Raw genomic sequence first — 25,074 nt, 5'->3', positions numbered from 1 at the left:
CCGATTGGCTCAATAAATGCCCTGCCGGTGGCCAACCCGTGCTGCCGGCAGGGCGGGGCGCCATGGCCTACACTTTGCGGCTTTGCTGCACGGCCTTCGCGTCCCCGGCCTCCTCTTGCGCCCGCAACGTCCATGATCATCACCAGCCTGCTCGACACCGACCTGTACAAGTTCACCATGATGCAGGTGGTGCTGCACCAGTTTCCGGGTGCGCAGGTCGAGTACAAGTTCAAGTGCCGCAACCCCGGTGTGCAGCTGGCGCCGTTCGCCAACGAGATCCGCGACGAAATCCGGTCGCTGTGCAGTCTGCAATTCCAGGACGCCGAACTGGCCTATCTTCGGTCCATGCGCTTCATCAAGAGCGATTTCGTGGACTTCCTCGGGCTGTTCCAGCTCAACGAAAAGTACATCACCGTCACGCCGTTGCACAACGGCGAGATCGACATCGCCATCCGCGGCCCCTGGCTGCACACCATCCTCTTCGAGATACCGGTGCTGGCCATCATCAACGAGGTGTATTTCCGCAACACCCAGAAGGTGCCCGATTTTCCCGAAGGCCGCCGGCGCCTGGATACCAAGATCGCGCAGCTGCAGGCCGACGGCCTGTCGGAGCTCAAGATCGCCGATTACGGCACGCGCCGGCGCTTTTCCCGTGCATGGCACGAAGAGGTGCTGCGCGTGCTGGTGGCCCGCCTGGGCACCGGCGACCGCCGCCCCGGCGCCCCCGCTGGCCCGGGCCAGTTCGCCGGCACCAGCAACGTGCTCTACGCCATGAAGCTGGGCGTGACGCCGCTCGGCACCATGGCGCACGAATACCTGCAGGCCTGCCAGGCCCTGGGGCCGCGCCTGCGCGACAGCCAGGTCTTCGGTTTCGAGATGTGGGCCAAGGAGTACCGTGGCGACCTGGGCATCGCGCTGTCGGACGTGTACGGCATGAGCGCTTTCCTGCGCGACTTCGACCTGTACTTCTGCAAGCTCTTTGACGGTGCGCGCCACGACAGCGGCGACCCGTTCGCCTGGGGCGAGCGCCTCTTGGAGCACTACCGCAAGAACCGCGTGGACCCGCTGACCAAGACGCTGATCTTCAGCGACGCGCTCACCGTGCCGCGCACCATCGAGCTATACCAGCAGTTCCGCGGGCGCTGCCAGCTGGCTTTCGGTATCGGCACCAACCTGACCAACGACCTGGGCAGCCCGCCCGCGCACGAGCCCTTGCAGGTTGTCATCAAGATGACCCGCTGCAACGACCAGCCCGTCGCCAAGCTGTCGGACACGCCCGGCAAGGGCATGTGCGACGACGAGAAGTACCTGGCCTACCTGCGCCAGGTGTTCGATATTCCCCAGACCGCCTGAGTCCGCCGCGGGCTGGTTCGGCAGGCCTTCGGGCCATCTTCTTTTGGAGCGACATGAAGACGAGAAAAAACCTGCAACTGGCTCGCGTGCTGCCGTTTGCCGCCGCGCTGATGTTCGCGGGTCTGCCCGGTGTATCGGCCGCCGCCGATCTGGACGGCAGCACCCTGTCTGTCCTCTGGGGCGTGCCGTTCGCCGGCATCCTGCTGTCCATCGCGCTGATGCCGTTGCTCGCACCCATCTTCTGGCACCACCACTTCGGCAAGGTGGCTGCGGCCTGGGGGCTTGCCTTCCTGCTCCCGTTTGCCGTGGCCTTTGGCCCGGCAGTGGCCGGCGCGAACCTTGTGCACGCGTTGCTGGCCGAGTACATCCCCTTCGTCATCCTGCTCACCGCGCTGTACACCGTGGCTGGCGGCATCTACATCCGGGGCAACCTGCACGGCAGCCCGGGTCTGAACACGGGGCTGCTGGCACTGGGTGCGGTGCTGGCCAGCTTCATGGGCACCACGGGTGCGTCCATGCTGCTCATCCGCCCGCTCATCCGTGCCAACGACAACCGCAAGCATGTGGTGCACGTGGTGGTGTTCTTCATCTTCATCGTCTCCAACGCTGGCGGTTCGCTCACGCCGCTGGGCGATCCGCCGCTGTTCCTGGGCTTTCTGAAGGGCGTGGACTTCTTCTGGACGGTGGGCCACATCTTTCCGGAGACGCTGTTCCTCGTCGGCACGCTGCTCGTGCTGTTCTTCGCGCTTGACAGCTGGTTCTACCGCCACCGCGAAGAGATGCTGCCGCGCGACCCCACCCCCGACAGCCGGGGTGCACGTGCCTTCGGCTTCGACGGCAAGCTCAACTTCGCGCTCCTCGGCGTCGCCGTGGCGCTGGTGCTTCTCAGCGGCTTCTGGAAGTCGCCGATCGCGTTCGACATCGCAGGCACCGTGGTGGGCCTGCCAGGCATCGTTCGCGACGCCGGGTTGGTGCTGGTCACGCTGGCGTCGCTGTGGCTCACCCCGCGCAAGGTGCATGAAGACAACCAGTTCGGCTGGGCGCCGATGCAGGAGGTGGCCAAGCTGTTCGCGGGCATTTTCCTCACCATCATCCCGGTCATCGCCATGCTGAAGGCGGGCGTGGACGGGCCCTTTGGCGCCGTCGTGCGCGCAGTCACCCGCCCCGACGGATCGCCCGACCCGGCCATGTACTTCTGGGCCACCGGCGTGCTCAGCTCGTTCCTCGACAACGCACCCACCTACCTCGTGTTCTTCAACACCGCAGGCGGCGACCCGGCGGCGCTGATGACCACGATGGCCCCCACGCTCGCAGCCATCTCGGCCGGCGCCGTGTTCATGGGCGCCAACACCTACATCGGCAACGCCCCCAACATGATGGTCAAGGCCATCGCCGAAGACCGGGGCGTGAAGATGCCCAGCTTCTTCGGCTACATGCTGTGGTCGGGAGGCATCCTGGTGCCGCTGTTTTTGGCCATGACATTCATCTGGTTCAGGTGATCTGGAGACCTCTTTCTATGAGCAAGCCCCGCATCCTCGTCGCGCGTGCGATCTTCCCTGACATCGTGGACCGCCTGCGCCAGCATTTCGACGTGCAGGACAACCCCGACGACACCATCTGGGCCCCGGCCGAGCTGGCCGAGCGCCTGGCCGACAAGGACGGCGCCTTCACCACCGGCAGCCAGCGCATCGACGCCGCGCTGCTGGCCGCGGCACCGCGCCTCAAGATCGTGGCCAACATGGCCGTGGGCTACAACAACTTCGATGTGCAGGCCATGACCGCGGCCGGGGTGCAGGGCACCAACACGCCCGACGTGCTGACCGAGACCACGGCCGACTTCGGCTTTGCGCTCTTGATGGCCACTGCCCGCCGCATGGCGGAGTCCGAGCACTACCTGCGCGCAGGCCGGTGGACCAAGTGGAGCTACGACATGTTCGCCGGCAGCGACATCCACGGCAGCACGCTGGGCATCATCGGCATGGGACGCATCGGCCAGGGCATCGCCCGGCGCGGTGCGCATGGTTTCGGCATGAAGGTGATCTACCACAACCGCTCGCGCCTGCCGTCCGGGCTGGAAGCCGAATGCAAGGCCACGTACGTGGGCAAGAATGAGCTGCTCGCCGCGGCCGACCACGTGGTGCTGGTGGTGCCTTACACGGCCGCATCGCACCACACCATCGGCGCTGCCGAACTGGCACATATGAAGCCCACGGCCACGCTGGTCAATATTGCGCGGGGCGGTATCGTGGATGACGCCGCGCTGGCCGCGGCGCTGCGTGAAGGCCGCATTGCGGCGGCGGGCCTGGACGTGTTCGAAGGCGAGCCCAGCGTACACCCCGACCTGCTCACCGTGCCCAACGTAGTGCTCACGCCGCACATCGCCAGCGCCACCGTGCCCACGCGCCGCGCCATGGCCGACCTCGCGGCCGACAACCTGATCGCGTTCTTCGATGGACGCGGAGCGCTCACGCCGGTGAATGCGCCGGTGGCTAGGGCCTGAGCACTCAAAATCAGATGAAAAAGCCTTCTACCGCTTGGTGGATAAGCGGCGAAAGCTATCAAAACAATAGTAGAGAACTTTGACTACCGATACCCTCGTGCTGCTGGCCGCGCTGGCCATCGTGGCGGTGCTTCTTGTCATCGTGTTGCTGCGCCGCCCGCGCGTGGACCTGCCGCCCGAATGGCTGACCCGGCTGCAGGCGCTGGAGAACACGGCCCAGGCCACGCAACTGGCTGTGGCGCGCAACGATGGTGCCATGGAGTCGCTGGCTCAGCAGATCTCAGGCTTCACGCAGGCCACCCAGCGACAGCTCGAGACGCTGCGTGGCGCGGTTGACGAACGGCTGGCCCAGGCCGTGGGCGAATCGCGCACCGGCCGGACCGAATTGCTGGCCGCATTCGGCGCCTTTGAGGCCAAGCTGGAGCAGCGCCTGGCGCAGGGCCAGGCAGAGGCAGCACTGGCGCGCAAGGAGCTGTCCGATACCTTGCTCGCGTTTCGCACGGAACTCACGCAGACCGCGCAGTCGCTGGCGTCCGACAGCGTGCGCTCGCGCGAAGCCATGGCGGAGAGCACCAAGCTTTTCGAGCAGCGCATCCAGGAGCGCTTCGAGGCGCTGACGGCCGCCACGCGCGGCACGCTCGACTCGCTCAAGGGCGACATCCACACGCAGCTGGGCGCGGTGTCCACGGCGCTCAAGGACCAGCTCGAAGCCAACGGGCAGCAGATCCGCAACCAGTTCGCCGTGTTGCAGGACGCTGTCTCGCAGCAACTGTCGGGCATGGCGCAGGGCAGCCAGCACAACGCCGAGGCGCTGCGCGGCGCGCTCAACGAGCGGCTGCAGGCCATCCAGGCGGACAACACCGCCAAACTCGAGGAGATGCGCCGTACGGTGGACGAAAAGCTGCACGCCACTTTGGAGCAGCGCCTGGGCGAGTCTTTCAAGCTGGTGAGCGACCGACTGGAGCAGGTGCACAAAGGCCTGGGCGAGATGCAGACGCTGGCCGGCAGCGTGGGCGACTTGAAGCGCGTGATGACCAATGTGAAGTCGCGCGGCACCTGGGGCGAAATGCAGCTTGGGGCCATCATCGAGAACGTGCTCACGCCCGATCAGTTCGCGCGCAACGTCAAGGCCGTGCCGGGCAGCGACGAGCTGGTGGAGTTCGCCATCCGCCTGCCCGGGCGCGGCGACGACAAGCCCGTGTGGCTGCCCATCGACTCCAAGTATCCGGTGGAGCAGTACCAGCGCCTGCTCGACGCACAGGACGCTGCCGACAAGGCCGCCATCCTGTCGGCGGGCAATGCGTTCGAGACCTCGATCAAGCTTGAAGCGAAGAAGATCTTCAGCAAGTACGTCTCGCCGCCGCACACCACCGACTTTGCGGTGCTGTACCTGCCCACCGAGGGCTTGTTCGCCGAAGTCATCCGCCGCCCCGGTCTGGTCGAGGCGGTGCAGAACGACTGCCGCGTGATGATCACCGGCCCCGCCAACCTGGCCGCCATGCTCAGCAGCCTGCAGATGGGCTTCAAGACGCTGGCCATCGAGAAGCGCTCGTCCGAAGTGTGGGGCGTGCTCGGCTCGGTGAAGACCGAGTTCTCCAAGTTCGGCGAGATCGTCGAGTCGGCCAGGAAGTCCATCGACGCAGCGGCCAAGAAGTTCGACGACGTGGGCGTGCGCACGCGCGCCATCCAGCGCAAGCTGCGCGACGTGCAGGAGCTGCCCGCGCCGGACGCGCCCGTGGCCACGCTGGCGCAAGGCCGGTCCGCCGCGCTGCCCGGGCTGGACCTGGAGGACGATCAGCCATGAACCAAGAGCTGGCGCGCCTGATCGCCGGGCAGGTCTTCATTCATGCCAGCATGTCGGGCATGCGCCTGGCCGCGCCGCTGCTGGCGCTGCGCGAGGGCCATGGCGCCGTGGCGGTGGGTTTGCTGGTGGCGCTGTTCGCGCTCACCCAGGTGTTCCTGGGCCTGCACGTGGGCCGCTTCGTGGACCGGCATGGGCTCAAGCGCCCCATGGGCTTCGCGGTGGCCGTGGCCGCTGTGGGCGCGGGCCTGGCGGTGGTGCTGCCGGTGTTCCCCGTGCTGTGCCTGGCCGCGCTCATGACAGGCGGCGCCTCGGGCGTGGCCGTCATCGCGGTGCAGCGCCACGCAGGCCGCGCGGTGCACGACACCACGCAGCTCAAGCAGGTGTTCAGCTGGCTGGCCATCGGGCCGGCCGTGTCCAACTTCATCGGGCCTTTTCTCGCGGGCCTGCTCATCGACCATGCGGGGGGCGTGGCGGGCAGCACCACCGGCTACCGCGCGGCCTTCGCGCTGCTTGCGCTGATGCCGCTGCTGTCGTGGTTGTGCGTGCGCGCCACTGTGGAGCTGGCCCCGGTGGTGGCCGCAGACGCCGGCACGCCGCGGCGCGCCTGGGACCTGCTGGGCGACCCGCCGTTCCGGCGCCTGCTCACCGTCAACTGGCTGATGTCGTGCTGCTGGGACGTGCACGCCTTCGTGGTCCCGTTGCTGGGGCACGAGCGCGGTTTGTCGGCCTCGGTCATCGGCACCATCCTGGGCTCGTTCGCGATTGCCGCCACGGTCATTCGCGTGCTCATGCCCCTGGTGGCGGCGCGGCTGAGCGAGCGGGTGGTGCTGGCGGGCGCGATGGTGTCCACCACGGCTCTCTTTTGCATCTACCCGCTGTTGAACAGCGCCCTGGGCATGGGCCTGTGCTCGGTGCTGCTGGGTTTTGCGCTGGGCTCGGCCCAGCCCATGGTGATGAGCCTGCTGCACCAGATCACGCCGTCCCACCGCCACGGTGAGGCCCTGGGCCTGCGATTGATGGCCATCAACGCCTCGAGCGTGATCATGCCGCTGCTGTTCGGGTCAGCCGGTGCGCTGATCGGCGTGGGCGGCCTGTTCTGGGGCGTGGGGGCCATCGTGGCGGGCGGCACGCGCCTGGCGTGGCTGCTCACGGTGGCGCCGCCGGGCGCGCCGCCGGACTCCCGCCACGGCCCGTGACGTGCTGCGCACGCACAGCCAGGCCTGTGCGGCCATCAGGGCTTGAGGGGCTGAGCAAGCGCGGCAAAACGTAGTAGATTGCCCTCATTCGACCGAGGGGGCTGACATGAGCGTTCCAAACTGGTTCCGGCGCGCGCGCAGCCTGGCCGTGCTCTCATTCCTGGTGGGGGCTCCCGGGGCATTTCTTCACGCGGACGACCTGCTCGCCCAGGCGCGGGCTTTGTTGCAGCAGGGCGACGCCCGGCGAGCCTTCGACATGCTGGATGCCCAGGAGGCCCAGCGCGCCGGCGACCCTGCCTTCGACACCGCCATGGGCAGTGCCGCCCACGCCGCAGGCCAGTACAGCCGGGCCGTGATGGCCTGGGAGCGCGTGGTGGCCGCCCAGCCGGACAATGTGCAGGCGCAGTGGGAACTGGGCCGCGCGCTGCACGCGGTGGGCGACAAGAAAGGGGCTCAGGCCGTCTCCGAACGCGTGCGCGCAGCGGGCATCCCGGTGGATGCGGCTCTCAGCATCGACCAGTTCCTCGTCTCGTACGACCGCATGGGCCACGAAGGCCGCTCCACCTGGAAGGGCCATGTCGAGCTCACCGTGGGCCGCGACTCCAACGCCAACGCGGGCCCGGGCATCGATGCGCCCGCGCTGTCGCCGCCGGGCACCCCGGCCTGGTCGCTGGCCCCCGGGGCCGAGGCACAGCGTGCCTCGTATGCCGCCGTGCTGGGCAACATTCGCGGGCGGCATGTGCTGGATTCGCGCTGGTCACTGATCGGTGCCGCCACCGCCGAGGCGCGCGGGTACTCCGATGCGGGCAAGCCTTACGACAGCACCCAGCTGGATGCCAGCGCCGGCGTGGCCTATCGCGTGGAGCGCAACGAATGGATGCTGAGCGCGCAGGGCGCCACCTACCGGCTGGACGGCGACACGCTGCGCAATACCAGTGGGGTGCTGGGTGAATGGATCTACCGGCTCGACGGCTTCCGGCAATGGGACACCTTCCTGCAGGTTCAGGACTTGCGCTATCCCACACAGTCGCTGCGCAATGCGCGCCGCACTGTGGGCGGCACGTCGTATGTCCACATCCTGCGCAACGGCAGCCTGTACTACGCCGGGGCCTATGCCGGGCAGGAAGACCCCCGTGCCAGCGACGTCGCCCACCTGGGGCACCACGTGGTGGGGCTGCGGGGCGGCGTGCAGTGGGCCATCAGCGCCGACTGGGCGGCCTTCGCGCACCTGAACCATGAGCGGCGCCGCTACGACGCCGCCGACCCCTTCTTCGGTGTGACTCGGCGTGACCGCCAGAGCTACGCGGTGGTGGGGCTGTCATGGGTGCCCGCCCCCGGCTGGCGCATCACGCCGCAGTGGGCGGTCACGCGCAACGCGTCCACGCTGCCGATCACCGACTACGACCGGCGCGTGTTGTCCGTCACCGTACGGCGCGAGTTCTGAGGGGGTCCCAGATGCAGTCCAAATTTCCTTCTTCCCGGCTGGCGCTGTGGGTGGCCGTTGCGGCCGCATGGCCTCTGCAGGGTTTGGCCGCAGCGGGGCTCGTGCAGTTCGTCACGGGTGAAGTGCAATTGCGCAGGGGCGCTGCCGAGCAGGCGGCCACCAAGGGCGCTGAGGTGGAGAGTGGCGATGTGATCGTCACCGGTCCCGCGGGCCGCGCGCAGATCCGTTTCTCCGATGGCGGGCTGGTGGCGTTGTACCCGGACTCCCAGTTCACGGTCACGCGCTATGCGGATGCAGGCAATGCTGCCGGCGCAGGCACGGCTGCCATCAACGCCAGCACCGCAACTGCCGCAGTTGCAGCCAACGCAGGCGCGGCGCCCGAAGACCACTTCGCGGTGAGCCTGCTGCGCGGTGGCATGCGCGCGGTCACGGGACTCATCGGCAAGCGCGATCCACGCAACTACAAGGTCACCACGCCGACGGCGGTCGTGGGGATCCGCGGCTCTGCATTCCTCATCGCCTTCAATGCGGACGGCGAACTGGTGGTGTCGGGTGAGCAGGACGAGATCGAGGTCTGCACCGACGCTGGCTGCGTGGGCGTCAAGGCGGGTGAATCGGTGCGCGTGGTGTCCGGCAGCCAGTTGCCGCTATACACGCACACCCGAGCGGTGCTGCCCCTGCCGCCGCCGCCCGTGCCGTTTGTCATGGGTGAAACGCTGGGTGACCGGCTGTCGACGGCGCCCGCCGTCCCCGTGCCGCCACCTATCGGCAGCCCGGCGCCGTCGGTGCCGCCACCCGGCCCTGCAGCGCCGCCTCCGCCCGCCACGACCGTACCGGCCCCGGACCCGTCCGTTCCCCCAGTGCCGCCGCCGCCGGTCACGGGCACGCCCGGGCAGCCGCCCTCCACAAGACCCCCCGGAACCACCGCACCGCCAGCAACGCCTCCGACGCGACCTCCCATCGTGGTCCTGCCACCCATCGTGCGGCCCGTCATCGTGCTGCCGCCGATCAGGCTGCCCCCGCCACCGCCTCCCGTCATCCGCTGACGGTGCGGCCCAGGCCGCAGGTCCGCCCGGGGGGACGGGCCAAGGGGCGAAAGGGCGACTGTCCGCCTGGAGTGGTGCTTCAGTGCGGCGTCACCCGTTCAAAGCTGGTAGAACGACTTGATCAGGCCCCAGGCTTCCTGCGGGTCGTCGGTGTAGTGGAACAGGCCCAGGTCCTGCGCCGAGATGGTGCCTTCCTCGACCAGCACCTCGAAGTTGATGAGGCGCTTCCAGTAGTCCGTGCCGAACAGCACAATGGGCACGGGCTTGGCCTTCTTGGTCTGTACGAGCGTAAGCACCTCGAACAGCTCGTCCAGCGTGCCGAAGCCGCCAGGGAAGGCCACCAGCGCCTTCGCCCGCATCATGAAGTGCATCTTGCGCAGCGCGAAGTAATGGAACTTGAAGGAAAGCGTGGGCGAGATGAAGCGGTTGCCGCTTTGCTCGTGGGGCAGGGCGATGTTCAGGCCCACGTTCAGGGCGCCTGCATCGTGCGCGCCGCGGTTGGCCGCCTCCATGATGCCGGGGCCGCCGCCGGTGCAGATGTAGATGCGGTCGGCAGGCTGCTGGCGCTCGCTGTGCTCGGCCACCAGGCGCGCGAACTGGCGTGCGAGGTCGTAGTACCGGGCGTTGCGCACCGCCAGGCGGGCACGTTGCAAGCGCACTTCGTCGCCACTGGCCTCGGCTTCCAGCAACTGGGCGTCGGCTTCATCGGGGGCGATGAAGCGCGCGCTGCCGTAGACGACGATGGTGTTCTCGATGCCTTGCTCCATCTGGCCCAGGTCGGGCTTGAGCATCTCCAGCTGGAACCGGATGCCGCGCGTCTCGCGGCGGAACAGGAATTCGGGGTCGGCAAAGGCCAAGCGGTAGGCATCGGCGTGCAGCGGGTTGCCGTTGGCGGCATGGCTTTGCAGCTCCGCCCAGGCATCGGCCAGGCGGCGTTCGTTGAGTTGGGTGTTGGCGTCCATGGGGCGGTTCCGGAAAACAAACGCGGCGACCCCGTGCGTGGCCTTTGTCGGCCGGGGCAAAGCGGTGATAGGGCCGCCGTAGCGCCGATTATCACGCAGGATCAGGCGCGTGATGCTATCAATAGCGTAGCGGTGTGCATGCCCAGTACGGTGAGTGTCAGCGATCCGAACAGATGCACCGCCGTGGTGCCCAGCGCCAGCAGATAGCGCTGCTGCACCAGCATGCCCACCACCTCGGCAGAGAAGCTGGAGAACGTGGTGAGCCCGCCCAGGAAGCCCGTGACCAGCGCGAGCCGCCACACCGGGTCGAGCTGCGGCATGGCCTGGAACACGGCTACGCACACCCCCACCAGATACCCCCCGATCAGGTTCGCTGCCAGCGTGCCCCAGGGCAGAAGCGCCCCTGCCGTGTTGAGCCACATCCCCAGCCGCCAGCGCGCCAGCGCGCCCACGCTGGCTCCAATACAGATGGCGACCACTGCGAGCATGCAAAGACTCCTGAAAACTCGATGGGCGCCATTGTCGGCGATGGCGTGCCTGTGCAGAGGCGCTGATGCGTGCACCGCAGGCGACTTCGGCGAGGGCGCGAAGCGCCTCAGGGGGCTACTTCTCCGCGCCCATGACAAGGTCAGGAAGGACGGTCACGATCTGCGGAAAGATCGTGATGATCGCGATGCACACCACCAGGCACAGGAAGAACGGGATCGCAGCGCGCGCAATCGTGTTGCTGTCCTTGCCCGTCATGTTCTGCAGCACGAAGAGGTTGAAGCCCACAGGCGGCGTGACCTCGGCGATCTCCACCAGCAGCACGATGAAGATGCCGAACCAGATCAGGTCGAACCCGGCCTGCTGGATCATGGGCAGCACCACGGCGCTGGTCAGCACGATCATGCTGATGCCGTCGAGCGCCGTGCCCAGCACGAGGTACACGATGACCAGCACGCTGATGAGCGCGAACGGCGACAGGTGCATCGCGTTGACCCATTCGGCCAGCTCGCGCGGGATGCCGGTGAAGGCCATGGTCTTGGTGAGAAACGCCGCGCCCGCCAGGATGAACATGATCATGCAGCTGGTGCGCGTGGTGCCCATCAGCCCATCCTTGAAGTTCTGCCAGGTGAGCGAGCGGCTCCACAGCGCCAGGCCCAGCGAGCCCACCACACCGTACGCCGCGCACTCAGTGGCCGTGGCATAGCCCGTGACCAGCACCGCCACGATGAACACGATGAGCACACCCACGGGTATCAGGTTGCCCGACTTGCGGATCTTCTCGCGCAGCGTGCTGGGCGGGTCGGCCGCAGGCACCTTGTCGGGGTTGCGCAGGCTCCACCAGCCGATGTAGCCCGAGAACAGCAGCATCAGCAAGATGCCGGGCAGGAAGCCCGCGAGAAAGATGCGGATGATCGACGCATCGGCCGCCACCGCATACACCACCATGGTGATCGACGGCGGGATCAGGATGCCCAGCGTGCCGGCCGTGGCCAGTGAGCCAAGGGCCAGTTTCTCGTCGTAGCCGCGCTTCATCAGCTCGGGCAGGGCCACCTTGCTGATGGTGGCGCAGGTCGCGGCCGACGAGCCCGATACCGAGCCGAAGATGCCGCAGCCCAGGATGGTGGTGTGCATCAGCCGCCCCGGCACGCGGTTGAGCCACGGGCGCAGACCTTCGAACATCTCTTCGCTGAGCTTGGTGCGAAACAGAATCTCGCCCATCCAGATGAACAGCGGCAGGGCGGCCAGCTCCCAGCTCGCATTGCTTTCCCAGAACGCCGAGAACAAGTTCTTGGCCGGCTGCGTGGACGTGAAGAACGCCTGCCCCACCCACCCGCAGATCGCCAGCGTCATTGCAATCCACACGCCGCCGGACAGCAGCACCAGCATGAGCAGCAGCAACACGCCACCCACCATCAAGATATCCATATCGAACTTTCTGGGCCGCAAGGACGGACGTCCCACGCGACCTGTTGTTATCGGTATTCACTCACTGCGGCACGCTTTCCCACCCACCGCAAAAATCGGCGCACCCCCATACCAGCGCACCCGTGGAACTGGCTCCGCCAGGCCACCGGGTGCGTCCCCCCTCAGGGGGGAAGGCGCGCAGCGCCTCAGGGGGGCTTCCTAGATATCAGAGGAGAAGTCGCCCTTGGCGTGGCGCTCTTCCACCGCCCGCACGAAGGTCGGCACACCGCCGCGCAGCACGATGATGAATTCGTCCACCACCGCCACCCACAGCAGCACCGAGCCGATCGCAAAGCTCAGTTGCGGGATCCACATTGGCACCGGCAGCAGGCCCTGGGCCATGTCGTTGAACTCCCAGCTCTCATAGGTGTAGCTGCAGGCCGCCCACATCAGGTAGCCCACGGCGACCGATGCGATGGCGAGCGACACCACTTCGAGCTGGCGGCAGCGGCGGGGGGGCAGCTTCTCCAGCAGCAGCGTCACCCGCACGAAGTCGCCGTGCTTGAAGGCATGGGCCATCGCGAAGAAGGCCGCCGCCGCGCAAAACCAGGCGACGATGTCATTGATGGCGCCGGTGCGCAGGCCCACCTCGCGCATGATGCTCTGGGCAATCATGAGGATGCAGATCAGCGCGATGAACGCGGCGCCCAGGGCGCCAGCGGCGAGGTAGATGCGGTCGAGCCAGCGGCGCAGCATGGTGGTCTTGCCGGCCTGTTTACTTCTTGGCCTGCGTGGCGGTGGCGGCGGGGCTGCTCTTGCGGTAGCTCGCGATGATGGCCTCGCCGTCGGGGCCGGCCTTCTTGAGCCAGTCGGCCAGCATGATCTCGCCGACCTGGCGCATGTCGGCCATGAGCTTGGGCGCGGGCGTGACGATCTTCATGCCCTTTTCGGTGAGTGCCTTCTTGTACCACTCGGTCTTTTCCTCGCTGAGCTTCCAGCCGCGCGACTCGGCCTCGGCCGAGGCCTTGAGCAGCGCGTCCTGGCTGGGCTTGTCCAGCGCATCGAAAGCTTTCTTGTTCACGATGACCGCGTTCTTGGGCAGCCAGGCCTGGGTGTCGTGAAAGAGCTTGATGCTCTCGTAGATCTTGCTGTCGTAGCCTGTGGAGCCCGATGTCATGGTCGCTTCGACCACGCCCGTGGCCAGCGCCTGCGACAGCTCGGCCGCCTGGATGGTGACGGGCTGCGCGCCGATCAGCTCGGCGATCTTGGCGGTGGCGGGGCTGTAGGCGCGCCACTTGATGCCGCGCAGGTCAGCCACCGAGGCCAGCTCCTTCTTCGAATAGATGCCTTGCGGCGGCCAGGCCACCGCGTACAAGAGCTTCATGCCTTGCGTGCCCAGAAGCTTGTCGAGGTAGGGCTTTTGCGCGTCGTACAGGCGCTTGGAGTCGCCGTACGAAGTGGCCAGGAAGGGGATGCCGTCGACGCCGTACAGCGCGTTCTCGTTCTCGAAGTTGCCCAGCAGGACTTCGCCGGCCGGTGCCTGCCCGCCCTGCACGGCGCGCTTGATCTCGTTGGCCTTGAACAGCGCCGCATTGGCGTGCACGGTGATCTTGAGCTTGCCGCCGGAGGCCGCGTCCACGTCCTTGGCGAACTGCATCAGGTTCTCGGTGTGGAAGTTGCTCACCGGGTAGGCGGCGGCCAGGTCCCACTTGGTCTGGGCCATCACCGAAGGGGCGGTGAGACTGGAGGCCAGGGCCAGGCCGAGCGCAGTGGCAGAGAAAATTCGACGCTTCATGAGGGAACTCCGCAGGTAAGAACGTGGGGGTGGGAACTGTCGGCGACTGTATAGAAATCAACCCGTGGCGACATAGGTGTTTTGCCTAAACGCTGACAAATTGCCAACAAATCATTGTCATGGTGCCTACAATGGCTTGCATATCCCGTGCCAGTTTTTCCATCTCCTGAAGGTTTGCTGTCCATCATGAAATCCGGCTCCAAGGCCAAGGGCGATTCCGGCCCCATCGTGTCGTCTGCGCACCTCGTGTCGGCGCAGAGTGCGGAGATGAGCGAGTTCGAATTCGGGCTCATCGTGGCGGGCAATGCCTTTCACCGCTGGGTGGTGCACTGCATGGCGGCGGCGGGCCTGAAGGACCTCACGCCCCTGGATGTACTGGTGCTGCACCACGTCACGCACCGCGCGCGCGACAAGCGGCTGGCCGACATCTGCTTCATCATGAACGTGGAGGACACGCACCTGGTGAACTACTCACTCAAGAAGCTGCAGAACCTGGGCGTGGTCGCATCGCAGAAGAACGGCAAGGACGTAACCTACGCCGCCACCGATGTGGGCCGTGCCTATGTGCAGCGCTACCGCGAGATCCGCGAGAGCTGCCTCATCGATGCGCTGCACGCCGACGACTCCTTGAACCGCGACATCGGCGAACTGGCCCGCTTGCTGCGTGTGCTCTCGGGCATGTACGACCAGGCAGCTCGCTCGGCGGCGTCGCTGTAGCGGCGCTTGGTACAAGGCAAGGCAGAGCAAAGCACGGCGCAGGTCCGCCAATTTTTTCTTCATGAAATCATGCCCTGGCGCTTGATGGCTGAGCGCGAGAAGCTACCAAAACAATAGCAACCATGTCCAATCAACCCTCCCCACTCTCCCGCTGGCAGTTCTGGATCGACCGGGGCGGCACCTTCACCGACATCGTGGGCAAGCGGCCGGACGGCACGCTGGTCACGCACAAGCTGCTGTCCGAAAATCCCGAGCAATACAAGGACGCGGCGGTGGCCGGCATCCGCCACCTGTTGGGTTTGAAGGCCGGTGAGCCGGTGACGCCGGCACTGGTCGAGTGCGTGAAGATGGGCACCACGGTGGCGACCAACGCACTGCTGGAGCGCAAGGGCGAGCCTACGCTGCTGGTGACCACGCGGGGCTTCAAGGATGCGCTGCGCATTGCGTACCAGAACCGGCCTCGTCTGTTCGACCGCCACATCGTGCTGCCCGAGCTGCTCTACAGCCGCGTGATCGAGGCGCAGGAGCGCGTGGGCGCGCAGGGCGACATCATCGAACCGTTGGACGAGGCCCACCTCAAGGAGCGGCTGTGGGCCGCGTATGACGCCGGGCTGCGCAGCGTGGCCATCGTGTTCATGCACGGCTACCGCTATACCGCGCACGAGCAGGCCGCAGCGCGTCTCGCGCGGGAAGCGGGCTTCACGCAGGTGAGCGCCTCGCACCAGACCAGTCCCATGATGAAGTTCGTGAGCCGCGGCGACACCACGGTGGTGGACGCCTACCTCTCGCCCATCCTGCGGCGCTATGTGGAGCAGGTAGCCAGCGAGATGCCGGGGGTTGCGCTGTTCTTCATGCAGTCATCGGGCGGCCTCACGGATGCGAACACCTTCCAGGGGAAAGACGCGATCCTGTCCGGGCCGGCCGGCGGCATCGTGGGCATGGCCCGGACGGCGGGGCTGGCGGGGCACGCGAAAGTCATCGGCTTTGACATGGGCGGCACCTCCACCGACGTGAGCCACTACGCGGGGGAATTCGAGCGCGAGTTCGAGACGCAAGTGGCCGGCGTGCGCATGCGCGCGCCGATGATGAGCATCCACACGGTGGCCGCCGGCGGTGGCTCCATCCTGGGATTCGACGGGGCGCGCTTTCGTGTCGGCCCCGAGAGCGCTGGCGCCAACCCCGGCCCGGCCAGCTACCGCCGTGGCGGCCCGCTGGCTGTAACGGATGCGAACGTGATGGTCGGAAAGATCCAGCCCGCGCACTTCCCCCACGTGTTCGGTCATGCGGCCAACGAGGCGCTCGACGGCGACGTGGTGGCGCAGAAGTTTGCGCAGCTGGCGGTGCAAAGCGGCCGCTCGCAGGAGGACGTGGCCCACGGCTTCATCCAGATCGCCGTGCAGCAGATGGCCAACGCCATCAAGAAGATCAGCGTGGCACGCGGCTACGACGTCACGCGCTACACGCTGCAGTGCTTTGGTGGTGCGGGCGGCCAGCACGCCTGCCTGGTGGCCGATGCCCTGGGCATGACGCGGGTGTTCGTGCACTCGCTGGCGGGCGTGCTCAGCGCCTACGGCATGGGCCTGGCCGACCAGAACGTGATCCGTGAAGAGGCGGTGGAAATCAAGCTGGCGCCGGACGCATTGCCGGGTATCGAGGCCACGCTGGACGCACTGGCCGCCACCGCGCGCACCGAACTGGAGCGCCAGCAGGCCGGCAGCAGCACGGCCGTGGTGCACCGACGGGTGCATGTGCGCTACGAGGGCAGCGACTCGGCGCTCATCGTCCCCTTCGGTTCGCAGGCCGAGATCACCGCGGCGTTTGAAAGCGCCTACCGCCAGCGCTTTGCTTTCCTCATGCAAGGCAAGGGCTTGGTGGTGGAAGCCGCGTCGGTCGAGGCCGTGGTCGCTGGCGACGCGCCCGTAGAGCCACGCCACGCGCTGCAGCCACCGCGTGAGACGCCGCACCGCGGCATGGTGCGCATGTACACCGGCGGCGTCGATGGTGTGCCGACGTGGCACAGCGCCCTGCTGGTGGTGCGCGAGGACTTGCGCCCGGGCGATGTGGTCCCCGGCCCGGCCATCATTGCCGAGAAGAACGCCACCACCATCGTCGAACCCGGCTGGCAGGCGCAACTGACCGACCTGGACCACCTGCTGCTGGACCGCACCGTGGCGCGCGCAGTGCAGCACGCCGTGGGCACCACGGTGGACCCGGTGCTGCTGGAAGTCTTCAACAACCTGTTCATGAACATCGCCGAGCAGATGGGGCTGCAGCTGCAGAACACGGCGTACTCGGTGAACATCAAGGAGCGGCTGGATTTCAGCTGCGCGCTGTTCGATGCCCAGGGCAACCTGATCGCCAACGCGCCGCACATGCCGGTGCACCTTGGCTCCATGGGCGAGAGCATCAAGACAGTGATTCGGGACAACGTCGGCCGCATGCAGCCGGGCGATGTGTTCGTGCTGAACGACCCCTACCACGGCGGCACTCACCTGCCGGACATCACCGTCATCACGCCGGTCTACATCGAAGGCGACGCCGAGCCCACCTTCTACGTTGGCAGCCGGGGCCACCATGCCGATGTGGGCGGCACCACGCCGGGCTCCATGCCGCCGTTCTCCACGCGCATCGAGGAAGAGGGCGTGCAGATCAACAACGTGAAGCTGGTCGAGCGCGGCGTGCTGCGCGAGGTCGAGATGGTCGCGCTGCTGGAAAGCGGTGAATACCCCTCGCGCAACCCGCAGCAGAACATGGCCGACCTGCGCGCGCAGATCGCCGCGAATGAAAAGGGCCAGCAGGAGCTGCGCCGCATGGTGGGCGAGTTCGGCCTGCCCGTCGTGCAGGCCTACATGCGCCACGTGCAGGACAACGCCGAAGAGTCCGTGCGCCGTGTGATCACGCGGCTCAAGGACGGGCAGTTCACGCTGCCGCTGGACAACGGTGCGCAGATCACGGTGGCCGTGCGCGTGGATGCGGCGAGCCGCAGCGCCGAGATCGACTTCACCGGCACCAGTGCGCAGCAGGTGAACAACTTCAACGCGCCCACGGCGGTGTGCATGGCCGCAGTGCTGTACGTGTTCCGCACGCTGGTGCAGGACGACATTCCGCTCAATGCGGGGTGCCTCAAACCGCTCAAGGTCATCATCCCGCAGGGCTGCATGCTCAACCCCAACCCGCCGGCCTCGGTGGTGGCGGGCAATGTGGAAACCTCCACCTGCATCACCAATGCGCTCTATGGCGCTCTGGGTCTGATGGCGGCGGGGCAGTGCACCATGAACAACTTCACCTTCGGCAGTGCGAAGTACCAGTACTACGAGACCATCTCCGGCGGCAGCGGTGCGGGCGGCGTGTGGGATGCGGCGGGCCAGCTCACGGGCGGCTTTGCGGGCACGAGCGTGGTGCAGTGCCACATGACCAATTCGCGCCTGACGGACCCGGAAATCCTGGAGTTCCGCTTTCCGGTGCGGCTGGAGGGCTACGAGATCCGCAAGGGCTCGGGCGGCGCCGGGCAGTACAAGGGCGGCGATGGTGGCATTCGCCGGGTGCGCTTCCTCGAGCCGATGACGGCCAGCATCCTCTCCAACGGCCGCCATCACGGCGCGTTCGGCATGGCCGGCGGCGGCGCGGGCGCGGTGGGCATCAACAAGGTGGTGCGCAGCAACGGCAAGACCGAGCTGCTGGACCATATCGGCCAGGCCGAGATGCAGCCGGGCGATGTGTTCGAGATCCACACGCCGGGCGGCGGCGGGTTCGGGGCTACCGGCTCGAGGTAAGGGACAAGCTCCCTGATGAGCGGGCCTCGGGCGTCGTATTCCCTGGTCCGTTCGGGCTGAGCTTGTCGAAGCCTTGCGCGATCGGGGGGCCGGCCCCGGCGTCGACAAGCTCAGCCCGAACGGGTGGAGGCGCGAGGCCCGTAGCCGAACCGGTCCAACTGGCCCTCAGGCCCTCAAGCCCTCAAGCCCTCAAGCCCTCAAGCCCAACAGGTTCTACCGCCGGATCCGCAAGCGCCAGCAGCTACTAAATCAGGAGCGTCAGACGCGCACGTCCTCGGGCGACGCCGATGCCGGATCGGGCTCCGGCCTGGGCTGGCTCAGCGTGGGCGGCACCGGTGGGTGGCCCATCTGCCGCGCGCGGAACAGCGCCGCGCGCATCAGGAAGATGGACATGATGGGCACCGAGATCGCAACGAACACGGCGATCAGGAGCGCATGCAGCGCCAGGCTGCGGTCGGCCACGGAGAAGTACAGCACCGTGCCGTGCATGATCAGCCAGCATCCCAGCGTGGCGATGATGGACGGCGCGTGTACGCGCTCGAAGAACGTGGGCAGGCGCAGCAGGCCCGAGGAGCCCAGCAGGGCCAGTGCGGCACCTGCGAGCACCAGCACGGCCACGATGATCTCCAGCCACAGGGGCAGGGTGGCGGTGGCGGCGTCCGTCATTCGATCACCTCGCCGCGCAGCAGAAACTTGGCCATGGCCATCGAGCCCACGAAGCTGAACAGCGCCAGCAGCAGCGCGGCCTCGAAGTAGTTCTTGCTGCCGTACAGCAGGCCCAGCACCAGCATCACGAGCATGCCGCTCAGGTACATGCAGTCGAGCGCCAGCACGCGGTCTTGCGCCGAGGGGCCCTTGAGCAAACGGATCAGCGCGCAGCCCATGGCCAGCGCCAGCATGAAGAGCGCCACGGGCAGGGCCCAGCTCAGGACGGGTGTGGTCATTCGAAAATCTCCATCAACGGGGCTTCGTAGCGCTGCTTGACCTCGGCGATCACGGTGGCCGGGTCGTCTAGCTCCAGCACATGCAGCAGCAACACGCTGCGGTCCAGCGACAGCTCGGCCCAGGCGGTGCCGGGGGTGATGCAGACGATCATGGCCAGCACGGCCAGCGCGTTGGGGTCGCGCACATCAAGGGGGATGTGCACAAAGCCCGACGGGTGCCGCCGGCGGCCCGGCGCCAGCAGCAGCCGCGCCACGGCCAGGTTGGAGCGCGTGGTGTCTGCCACCACGGTGAACGCCAGGCGCAGCACCGCGCCGGGCTTGCGGATGCGCACCGGCAGCGGGCGCAGCCCGGCCGTGAGCAGCGGAATGGCGAGCCCGAGCACGCCGCCCAGCACGACGTGCCCGGCGCTCAGGCTGCGGTTGAGCAGCAGCCACAGGCCCAGCAGCGCCAGCGAGAGCAGCGGTGCGGGCACCAGCCGCTTGAACGGGCGTGGGGAGATAGGCGTCGGCTTCATGGCGTGGTGCTCCCGGGTGCTGTGGCAGGCTTGGGCGGGTTGGGCACGGGCTCTGCCGCCATCACGGCGCGCACGTAGCCGGCGGGCGCGTGCAGCGCATCGGCGGTGGCCTGGGTGTACCGCATCACCGCGCCGGCCTGCCACACCAGCACCGCACAGGCGGTGAGCAGCAGGGCGATGGGCAGGCCCTCCAGCACCATGAGCTTGGGGGCCGAGCGGTCATGCGCGGCCCAGAAGTGGCGGATGCCGGCACGCGTCAAGGCCAGCAGCGCCAGCAGGCCTGTGGCAACGAGCAGCGCCACCAGCGCCCATCCCGCCGTCCCGAGCTGAAAGCCTTGAGAAGCGGCGAGGCCCAGCGGGTTGAACAGGGCATGGATCATGGCGAACTTTCCCACGAAGCCCGGCAGGGGCGGCAGCCCCGCGATGACCAGCGTGCAGGCCATGAAAGCGAGGCCCAGGAAGGCAACGGCGGCCGGGATCACCTGGCCGATGAGCGCCTCTTCGCGGTCGTCGAGATTGATGCCTTCGGTGGGTACGAGGTCGGCCGAAAGAAAAGGCGCGTCGTCGGTCTGCTCGTAGGCGGCGAGGTTGGAGCCGTCGTTGCGCCAGCGGTCGATCAGGTCGGTCAGCAGGAACAGCGCACTCACGGCCAGCGTCGAGCTGAGCAGGTAGTACAGCAGCCCTGCGGTGAGCAGGTTCTGCCCGAAGCCCACCGCCGCCAGCAGCGTGCCCGACGACAGGATGGCCGCGAACCCCGCCAGGTTGCCCAGCCGCTGCGAGCCCAGCATGCCGATGGCGCCGAACGCCATGGTGAGCATGCCGCCGACGATGAGCCACTGGCTGCCGAACTGGGCCGATTCGCCGGCCTCGGCGCCAAAGAGCAGCGTCCACAGCCGCAGCACGCTGTACACGCCCACCTTGGTCATGAGCGCGAACAGTGCGCCTACCGGCGCCGTGGCGGCGCTGTAGGCTGGCACCAGCCAGAAGTTGAGCGGCCACACGGCGGCCTTGATGAGGAACGCCACCGCCAGGATGGCCGCCGCCGCATGCAGCAGACCGCGATCGGACGCCGCCACGCCCGCGATGCTGCGCGCCAGGTCCGCCATGTTCAGCGTGCCGGTGATGCCGTACAGCATCGACACGCCGATGAGGAACAGCGACGAGGCCGCGAGGTTGATGGCGATGTAGTGCAGCCCCGCCGACACGCGCGGGCGGCCCGAGCCGTGCAGCAGCAGCCCGTAGGAGGCCGCCAGCATGATCTCGAAGAACACGAACAGGTTGAACAGGTCGGCCGTGAGGAACGCACCCGCCAGCCCCATGAGCTGGAACTGGAACAGAGGATGAAAGTGCACCCCCGCCCGGTGCCAGCGGGCCGCCGAGAACAGCACGGTGGCCAGCGCCACGGTGCTGCACAGCACCAGCATCATGGTCGAGAGCCGGTCGATGGCCAGCACGATGCCAAACGGCGCAGGCCAGTTGCCCGGCAGGTACACGCCCAGGCTGCCCGGCAGCCCGGGGTCCTTGGCCTGCACCAGCAGCAGCACCGCGATCACGAGGCCCAGCACAGTGGAGGCGATGTTGAGCGTCACCTTGGTGCGCTGGCGCTCCTCGCGCAGCAGCAGCATCAGCCCGGCAGTGAGCATGGGCAGGGCGATGGGCGCGAGGATCAGGTGCGGCATCAGCGATGCCGCGAGCGTGGCGGTGAAACCTGTCCCCGTCATGGCATCTCCTGCGCATCCTTGGCGCGGCTGCCATCCACATGGTCGGTGCCTGCCATGCCGCGCGATGCGAGCAGCACCACCAGGAACAGCGCGGTCATGGCAAAGCCGATCACGATGGCCGTGAGCGTGAGTGCCTGGGGCATGGGGTCGGCGTAGTGGGCCAGGTCCTTGGGCAGGCCGGGCTGGAGCACGGGTTCCTTGTCGATGGCCAGGCCCAGGCGGCCCATGCTGAAGATGAACAGGTTGACAGCGTACGACAGCAGCGACAGCCCCATGATGATCTGGAAGGTGCGGGGCCGCAGCAGCAGCCACACGCCCGAGCCGGTGAGCACGCCGATGGCGAGGGCCAGTATCAGTTCCATGGGCCTTCTCCTTGCGTTGCGATGGCGGGGGGCTCTGCGGCCTGGGCCTCTTCGGTCGGGCGCGCATTGTTGTAGCGGTGGCTGCGCACCGATTGGTGGGCGATGCCGGTGAGGATGAGCATGGTCGAGCCCACCACCAGGGTGAACACGCCGATGTCGAAGAACAGCGCGCTGGCCACATGCACCTCGCCCACGACGGGCAGGTGCAGGTGGGCCGTGTGGCTGGTCAGGAACGGGTAGCCCCAGGCCCAGGCGCCCAGGCCCGTGGCCAGCGCGGCCAGCAGGCCCACGCCGATCCAGCGGCGCGGGTACAGCGGCAGGTGCGCCTCTACCCAAGACGTACCCGAGACGATGTACTGCAGCAGCAGCGCCACCGAGAACACCAGCCCCGCCACGAAGCCGCCGCCGGGCTCGTTGTGGCCGCGCATGAAGAGGTACATGGACACCAGGGTCGCAAAAGGCAGCATCAGGCGCACCAGCACTGCGGGCACCATGAGGTAGCCCACGGCGGTGTCGGCGGTCTGGCGCGGGTTGGACAGGTCGGTGTCCACATCGGCCGGCAGCGCGCGCTGCTGGGGCGGCAGGTCCATCACCTCGCGGGCCGGGCGGAAGCGCCGCAGCAGCGCATACACGGTGAGCGCCACGATGCCCAGCACGACGATCTCGCCGAAGGTGTCGAAGCCCCGGAAGTCCACCAGCATGACGTTGACCACGTTGGTCCCGCCGCCTTCATTGAGCGCGTGTTCGAGGAAGAAGGTCGAGGTGCTGCCGGGGAAGGGGCGGCTCATCATCGCGAAGGACAGCAGCGCCATGCCCGCGCCGGCGGTCAGTGCCAGCGCCATGTCGCGGTAGCGGCGCAACTGAGTGCGGCGCTCTTCGGCCAGCGTGGGCTTGCGCAGCGCCTCGTCGCGACGCGGCAGCCAGCGCAGGCCCAGCAGGATGAGGATGGTGGTGACGATCTCCACCACGATCTGCGTGAGGGCCAGGTCGGGCGCCGAGAACCACAGGAAGGTCAGGCATACGCACAGGCCGGAGCCGCCCAGCAGCGTGAGGGCCGCCAGCCGGTGGTACTTGGCCTGCCAGGCCGCCGCCATGGCGCACACGCCGCCCAGCAGCCACAGCATGGCGAAGGCGGGTGACAGCGGCAATTGCGCGCGGTCGCCGATGGGCAGGCCGCGCGACCACAGCGGAAGCACGCAGGCCAGCAGCGCGGCGCTGACCAGCCACAGCATCATCCACTGCAGCCGCCCGGTGCCCAGCAGCCTGCGGCCGTGGCGGCCCGCCTGGCTGACCAGGGCCAGGGTGTGCTCAAAGATGCGCTGCCCGTTGATGCGGTACATGAGCGGTGGTGCGTCCACCGTGCCGTTCTCGCGCTGGCGGCGCAGCAGCATGTACAGCGCAATGCCGCCACCCAGCGCGATGAGACTCATCACGAACGGTGTGTTGAAGCCATGCCAAACGGCCAGGCTGTACACGGGCAGCTCGCCGCCCACCACGGGCCGTGCAGCGGCAGCCAGGTATTCGCCCACGGACCAGGCGGGCAGCACGCCCACCACCAGGCAGGCCAGCACCAGCAGCTCGACCGGCACGCGCATCCAGTGCGGGGGCTCATGCGGGTCGTGGGGCAGGTCGGTGGCCGCAGGGCCCCAGAAAACGTCCACCGTGAAACGCAGCGAATAGGCCACGCTGAAAACGCCAGCCATGGTGGCCGCCACAGGCAGCAGCCATTCGAGCAGCGGCGTGGTGTTCACGTACACGGTTTCGGCAAAGAACATTTCCTTGGACAGAAAACCGTTGAGCAGTGGCACACCTGCCATGGCCGCGCTCGCCACCATGGCCAGCGTGGCGGTGATGGGCATCATGCGGCGCAGGCCAGAGAGCCGCCGGATGTCGCGCGTGCCGCTTTCGTGGTCGACGATGCCCACTGCCATGAAGAGCGACGCCTTGAAGGTGGCGTGGTTCATGATGTGAAAGACAGCGGCTACGGCTGCCAGCGGGCTGTTCAGGCCCAGCAGCAGCGTGATAAGGCCCAGGTGCGAAATGGTGGAGTAGGCCAGCAGCCCCTTGAGGTCGTTCTGGAACATGGCCGCGTAGCCGCCCACGAGCAGTGTGCACAGCCCCGCGCCGCCCACCAGCCAGAACCACTGCTCCGTGCCCGCCAGCGCGGGCCACAGGCGTGCCAGCAAGAACACGCCGGCCTTGACCATGGTGGCCGAATGCAGATATGCCGACACGGGCGTGGGCGCGGCCATGGCGTTGGGCAGCCAGAAGTGGAAGGGGAACTGCGCGCTCTTGGTGAGCGCGCCCAGCAGGATCAGCACCAGCGCAGTGGTGTACAGCGGGTGGTTCTGGATGAGCTGGCCCGCCGCCAGGACGTGGTCGAGGTCGTAGCTGCCCACGATGTGGCCCAGCACCAGCATGCCCGCCAGCATGGCCAGACCGCCGGTGCCGGTCACGGTGAGCGCCATGCGAGCGCCCCGCCGCGCGTCCTTGCGGTGGTGCCAGTAGCCGATCAGCAGGAACGAGAACAGGCTGGTCAGCTCCCAGAAGAACGCGATCTGGACGATGTTGCCCGACAGCACCACGCCCACCATGGCCCCCATGAACGCAAGAAAGAACGAGAAGAAGCGCGGCACCGGGTCCGCCGCCGACATGTAATAGCGCGCATACAGCACCACCAGGCTGCCCACGCCCAGCACCAGCATGCAGAACATCCACGCAAAGCCGTCCATGCGGATGACGAGGTTCAGGCCCAGCGCGGGCAGCCACTCGATGTCTTGCCGAAGCACGCCGCCGTCCGCAATCTGCGGAAAACACAGCGCCACCTGCACGGTGCAGAACACGGCGATGAGGCCGGCCAGCGTGGACTCGGTGTTGCGTGCGTTGGCGGGCAGCACTGCCGCAAGCAGGCTGCCGATGAAGGGAAGAAGGATGAGGGTGATCAGGGGCATGCCCGAACGATTTTAGGGGCATGTTTCAAAGACCCTGCCTGGGTCCGGCCGTTGCGCCGCCGATAGTGCAGCAAAAACGAGCCCGCGCTGGCGGGCTT

General features: G+C 67.4%; 20 protein-coding genes. 9 read left to right on the top strand and 11 right to left on the bottom strand.

Annotated features, from left to right (window positions below; genetic code table 11):
* Positions 1 to 132: 132 nt before the first annotated feature.
* From pncB to KW835_RS06325, 7 genes are all read left to right on the top strand, one after another.
* The gene (pncB, locus tag KW835_RS06355; protein WP_218381473.1) at positions 133 to 1,353 is read left to right on the top strand and encodes a nicotinate phosphoribosyltransferase; all 1,221 of its coding nucleotides are present in this window, start codon (positions 133 to 135) and stop codon (positions 1,351 to 1,353) included.
* 110 nt (positions 1,354 to 1,463) lie between these two features.
* Positions 1,464 to 2,852 (top strand): sodium:proton antiporter, encoded by a 1,389-nt coding sequence (locus KW835_RS06350; protein ID WP_218381553.1) that lies wholly within the window; start codon positions 1,464 to 1,466, stop codon positions 2,850 to 2,852.
* Between the two features lie 17 nt (positions 2,853 to 2,869).
* On the top strand, positions 2,870 to 3,853 hold the full coding sequence (locus KW835_RS06345; RefSeq protein ID WP_218381471.1) for a D-glycerate dehydrogenase: 984 nt from the start codon (positions 2,870 to 2,872) through the stop codon (positions 3,851 to 3,853).
* Between the two features lie 79 nt (positions 3,854 to 3,932).
* Positions 3,933 to 5,657 carry a DNA recombination protein RmuC gene (gene rmuC / locus KW835_RS06340; protein ID WP_218381470.1) on the top strand — a complete coding sequence of 575 codons (1,725 nt, stop codon included), beginning with the start codon at positions 3,933 to 3,935 and terminating at the stop codon, positions 5,655 to 5,657.
* A complete protein-coding gene (locus KW835_RS06335; protein ID WP_218381469.1) occupies positions 5,654 to 6,853 on the top strand; it encodes an MFS transporter in 1,200 nt (399 codons plus the stop codon). Before rmuC ends, KW835_RS06335 begins: the two co-directional genes overlap by 4 nt.
* 106 nt (positions 6,854 to 6,959) lie before the next feature.
* Complete coding sequence (locus KW835_RS06330; protein ID WP_218381467.1) at positions 6,960 to 8,297, top strand: surface lipoprotein assembly modifier; 1,338 nt, start codon at positions 6,960 to 6,962, stop codon at positions 8,295 to 8,297.
* Between the two features lie 11 nt (positions 8,298 to 8,308).
* Positions 8,309 to 9,343, top strand: a complete 1,035-nt coding sequence (locus tag KW835_RS06325) for a FecR domain-containing protein (RefSeq protein WP_218381466.1) — start codon at positions 8,309 to 8,311, stop codon at positions 9,341 to 9,343.
* A 98-nt stretch (positions 9,344 to 9,441) separates the two neighbouring features.
* On the opposite strand, the gene KW835_RS06320 is transcribed toward KW835_RS06325, so the two are convergent.
* From KW835_RS06320 to KW835_RS06300, 5 genes are all read right to left on the bottom strand, one after another.
* Positions 9,442 to 10,305, bottom strand: a complete 864-nt coding sequence (locus tag KW835_RS06320) for a TIGR00730 family Rossman fold protein (protein ID WP_218381464.1) — start codon at positions 10,303 to 10,305, stop codon at positions 9,442 to 9,444.
* A gap of 101 nt (positions 10,306 to 10,406) precedes the next feature.
* Positions 10,407 to 10,793, bottom strand: a complete 387-nt coding sequence (gene crcB / locus KW835_RS06315; RefSeq protein ID WP_218381462.1) for a fluoride efflux transporter CrcB — start codon at positions 10,791 to 10,793, stop codon at positions 10,407 to 10,409.
* Between the two features lie 115 nt (positions 10,794 to 10,908).
* Positions 10,909 to 12,219 carry a TRAP transporter large permease gene (locus tag KW835_RS06310; protein WP_218381461.1) on the bottom strand — a complete coding sequence of 437 codons (1,311 nt, stop codon included), beginning with the start codon at positions 12,217 to 12,219 and terminating at the stop codon, positions 10,909 to 10,911.
* Positions 12,220 to 12,417: 198 nt separating this feature from the next.
* Positions 12,418 to 12,954 (bottom strand): TRAP transporter small permease, encoded by a 537-nt coding sequence (locus KW835_RS06305; RefSeq protein ID WP_218381460.1) that lies wholly within the window; start codon positions 12,952 to 12,954, stop codon positions 12,418 to 12,420.
* Between the two features lie 19 nt (positions 12,955 to 12,973).
* Positions 12,974 to 13,993: a TRAP transporter substrate-binding protein gene (locus tag KW835_RS06300; protein WP_218381458.1), complete on the bottom strand. Its 1,020-nt coding sequence runs from the start codon at positions 13,991 to 13,993 to the stop codon at positions 12,974 to 12,976.
* A 186-nt stretch (positions 13,994 to 14,179) separates the two neighbouring features.
* On the opposite strand from KW835_RS06300, the gene KW835_RS06295 reads away from it, so the two are divergent.
* Positions 14,180 to 14,710: a winged helix DNA-binding protein gene (locus KW835_RS06295; protein ID WP_218381457.1), complete on the top strand. Its 531-nt coding sequence runs from the start codon at positions 14,180 to 14,182 to the stop codon at positions 14,708 to 14,710.
* A gap of 122 nt (positions 14,711 to 14,832) precedes the next feature.
* Positions 14,833 to 18,483 (top strand): hydantoinase B/oxoprolinase family protein, encoded by a 3,651-nt coding sequence (locus KW835_RS06290; protein ID WP_218381456.1) that lies wholly within the window; start codon positions 14,833 to 14,835, stop codon positions 18,481 to 18,483.
* Positions 18,484 to 18,741: 258 nt separating this feature from the next.
* Here the strand turns inward: KW835_RS06290 and mnhG are convergent, their stop codons facing one another.
* Genes mnhG through KW835_RS06260 form a run of 6 tightly spaced genes read right to left on the bottom strand, consistent with a single transcriptional unit; the run spans position 18,742 to position 24,976 of the window.
* Positions 18,742 to 19,149, bottom strand: coding sequence for a monovalent cation/H(+) antiporter subunit G (gene mnhG / locus KW835_RS06285; RefSeq protein WP_218381454.1), 408 nt, complete (start codon positions 19,147 to 19,149; stop codon positions 18,742 to 18,744).
* On the bottom strand, positions 19,146 to 19,427 hold the full coding sequence (locus tag KW835_RS06280; RefSeq protein ID WP_218381453.1) for a K+/H+ antiporter subunit F: 282 nt from the start codon (positions 19,425 to 19,427) through the stop codon (positions 19,146 to 19,148). The genes mnhG and KW835_RS06280 overlap by 4 nt, the downstream gene beginning before the upstream one ends.
* A complete protein-coding gene (locus tag KW835_RS06275) occupies positions 19,424 to 19,942 on the bottom strand; it encodes a Na+/H+ antiporter subunit E (RefSeq protein ID WP_218381452.1) in 519 nt (172 codons plus the stop codon). Before KW835_RS06275 ends, KW835_RS06280 begins: the two co-directional genes overlap by 4 nt.
* The gene (locus KW835_RS06270; RefSeq protein ID WP_255593310.1) at positions 19,939 to 21,663 is read right to left on the bottom strand and encodes a monovalent cation/H+ antiporter subunit D; all 1,725 of its coding nucleotides are present in this window, start codon (positions 21,661 to 21,663) and stop codon (positions 19,939 to 19,941) included. Before KW835_RS06270 ends, KW835_RS06275 begins: the two co-directional genes overlap by 4 nt.
* On the bottom strand, positions 21,660 to 22,025 hold the full coding sequence (locus tag KW835_RS06265; protein WP_218381451.1) for a Na+/H+ antiporter subunit C: 366 nt from the start codon (positions 22,023 to 22,025) through the stop codon (positions 21,660 to 21,662). Before KW835_RS06265 ends, KW835_RS06270 begins: the two co-directional genes overlap by 4 nt.
* A complete protein-coding gene (locus tag KW835_RS06260; RefSeq protein WP_218381449.1) occupies positions 22,016 to 24,976 on the bottom strand; it encodes a monovalent cation/H+ antiporter subunit A in 2,961 nt (986 codons plus the stop codon). The genes KW835_RS06265 and KW835_RS06260 overlap by 10 nt, the downstream gene beginning before the upstream one ends.
* Positions 24,977 to 25,074: the final 98 nt, after the last annotated feature.

Origin of the sequence: Acidovorax sp. sic0104, assembly GCF_019219095.1 — a bacterium.
Taxonomy (GTDB): domain Bacteria; phylum Pseudomonadota; class Gammaproteobacteria; order Burkholderiales; family Burkholderiaceae_C; genus Acidovorax.
The sequence above is the reverse complement of the archived record's forward strand: the minus strand, read 5'-3'. Positions and strand labels throughout refer to the sequence as shown.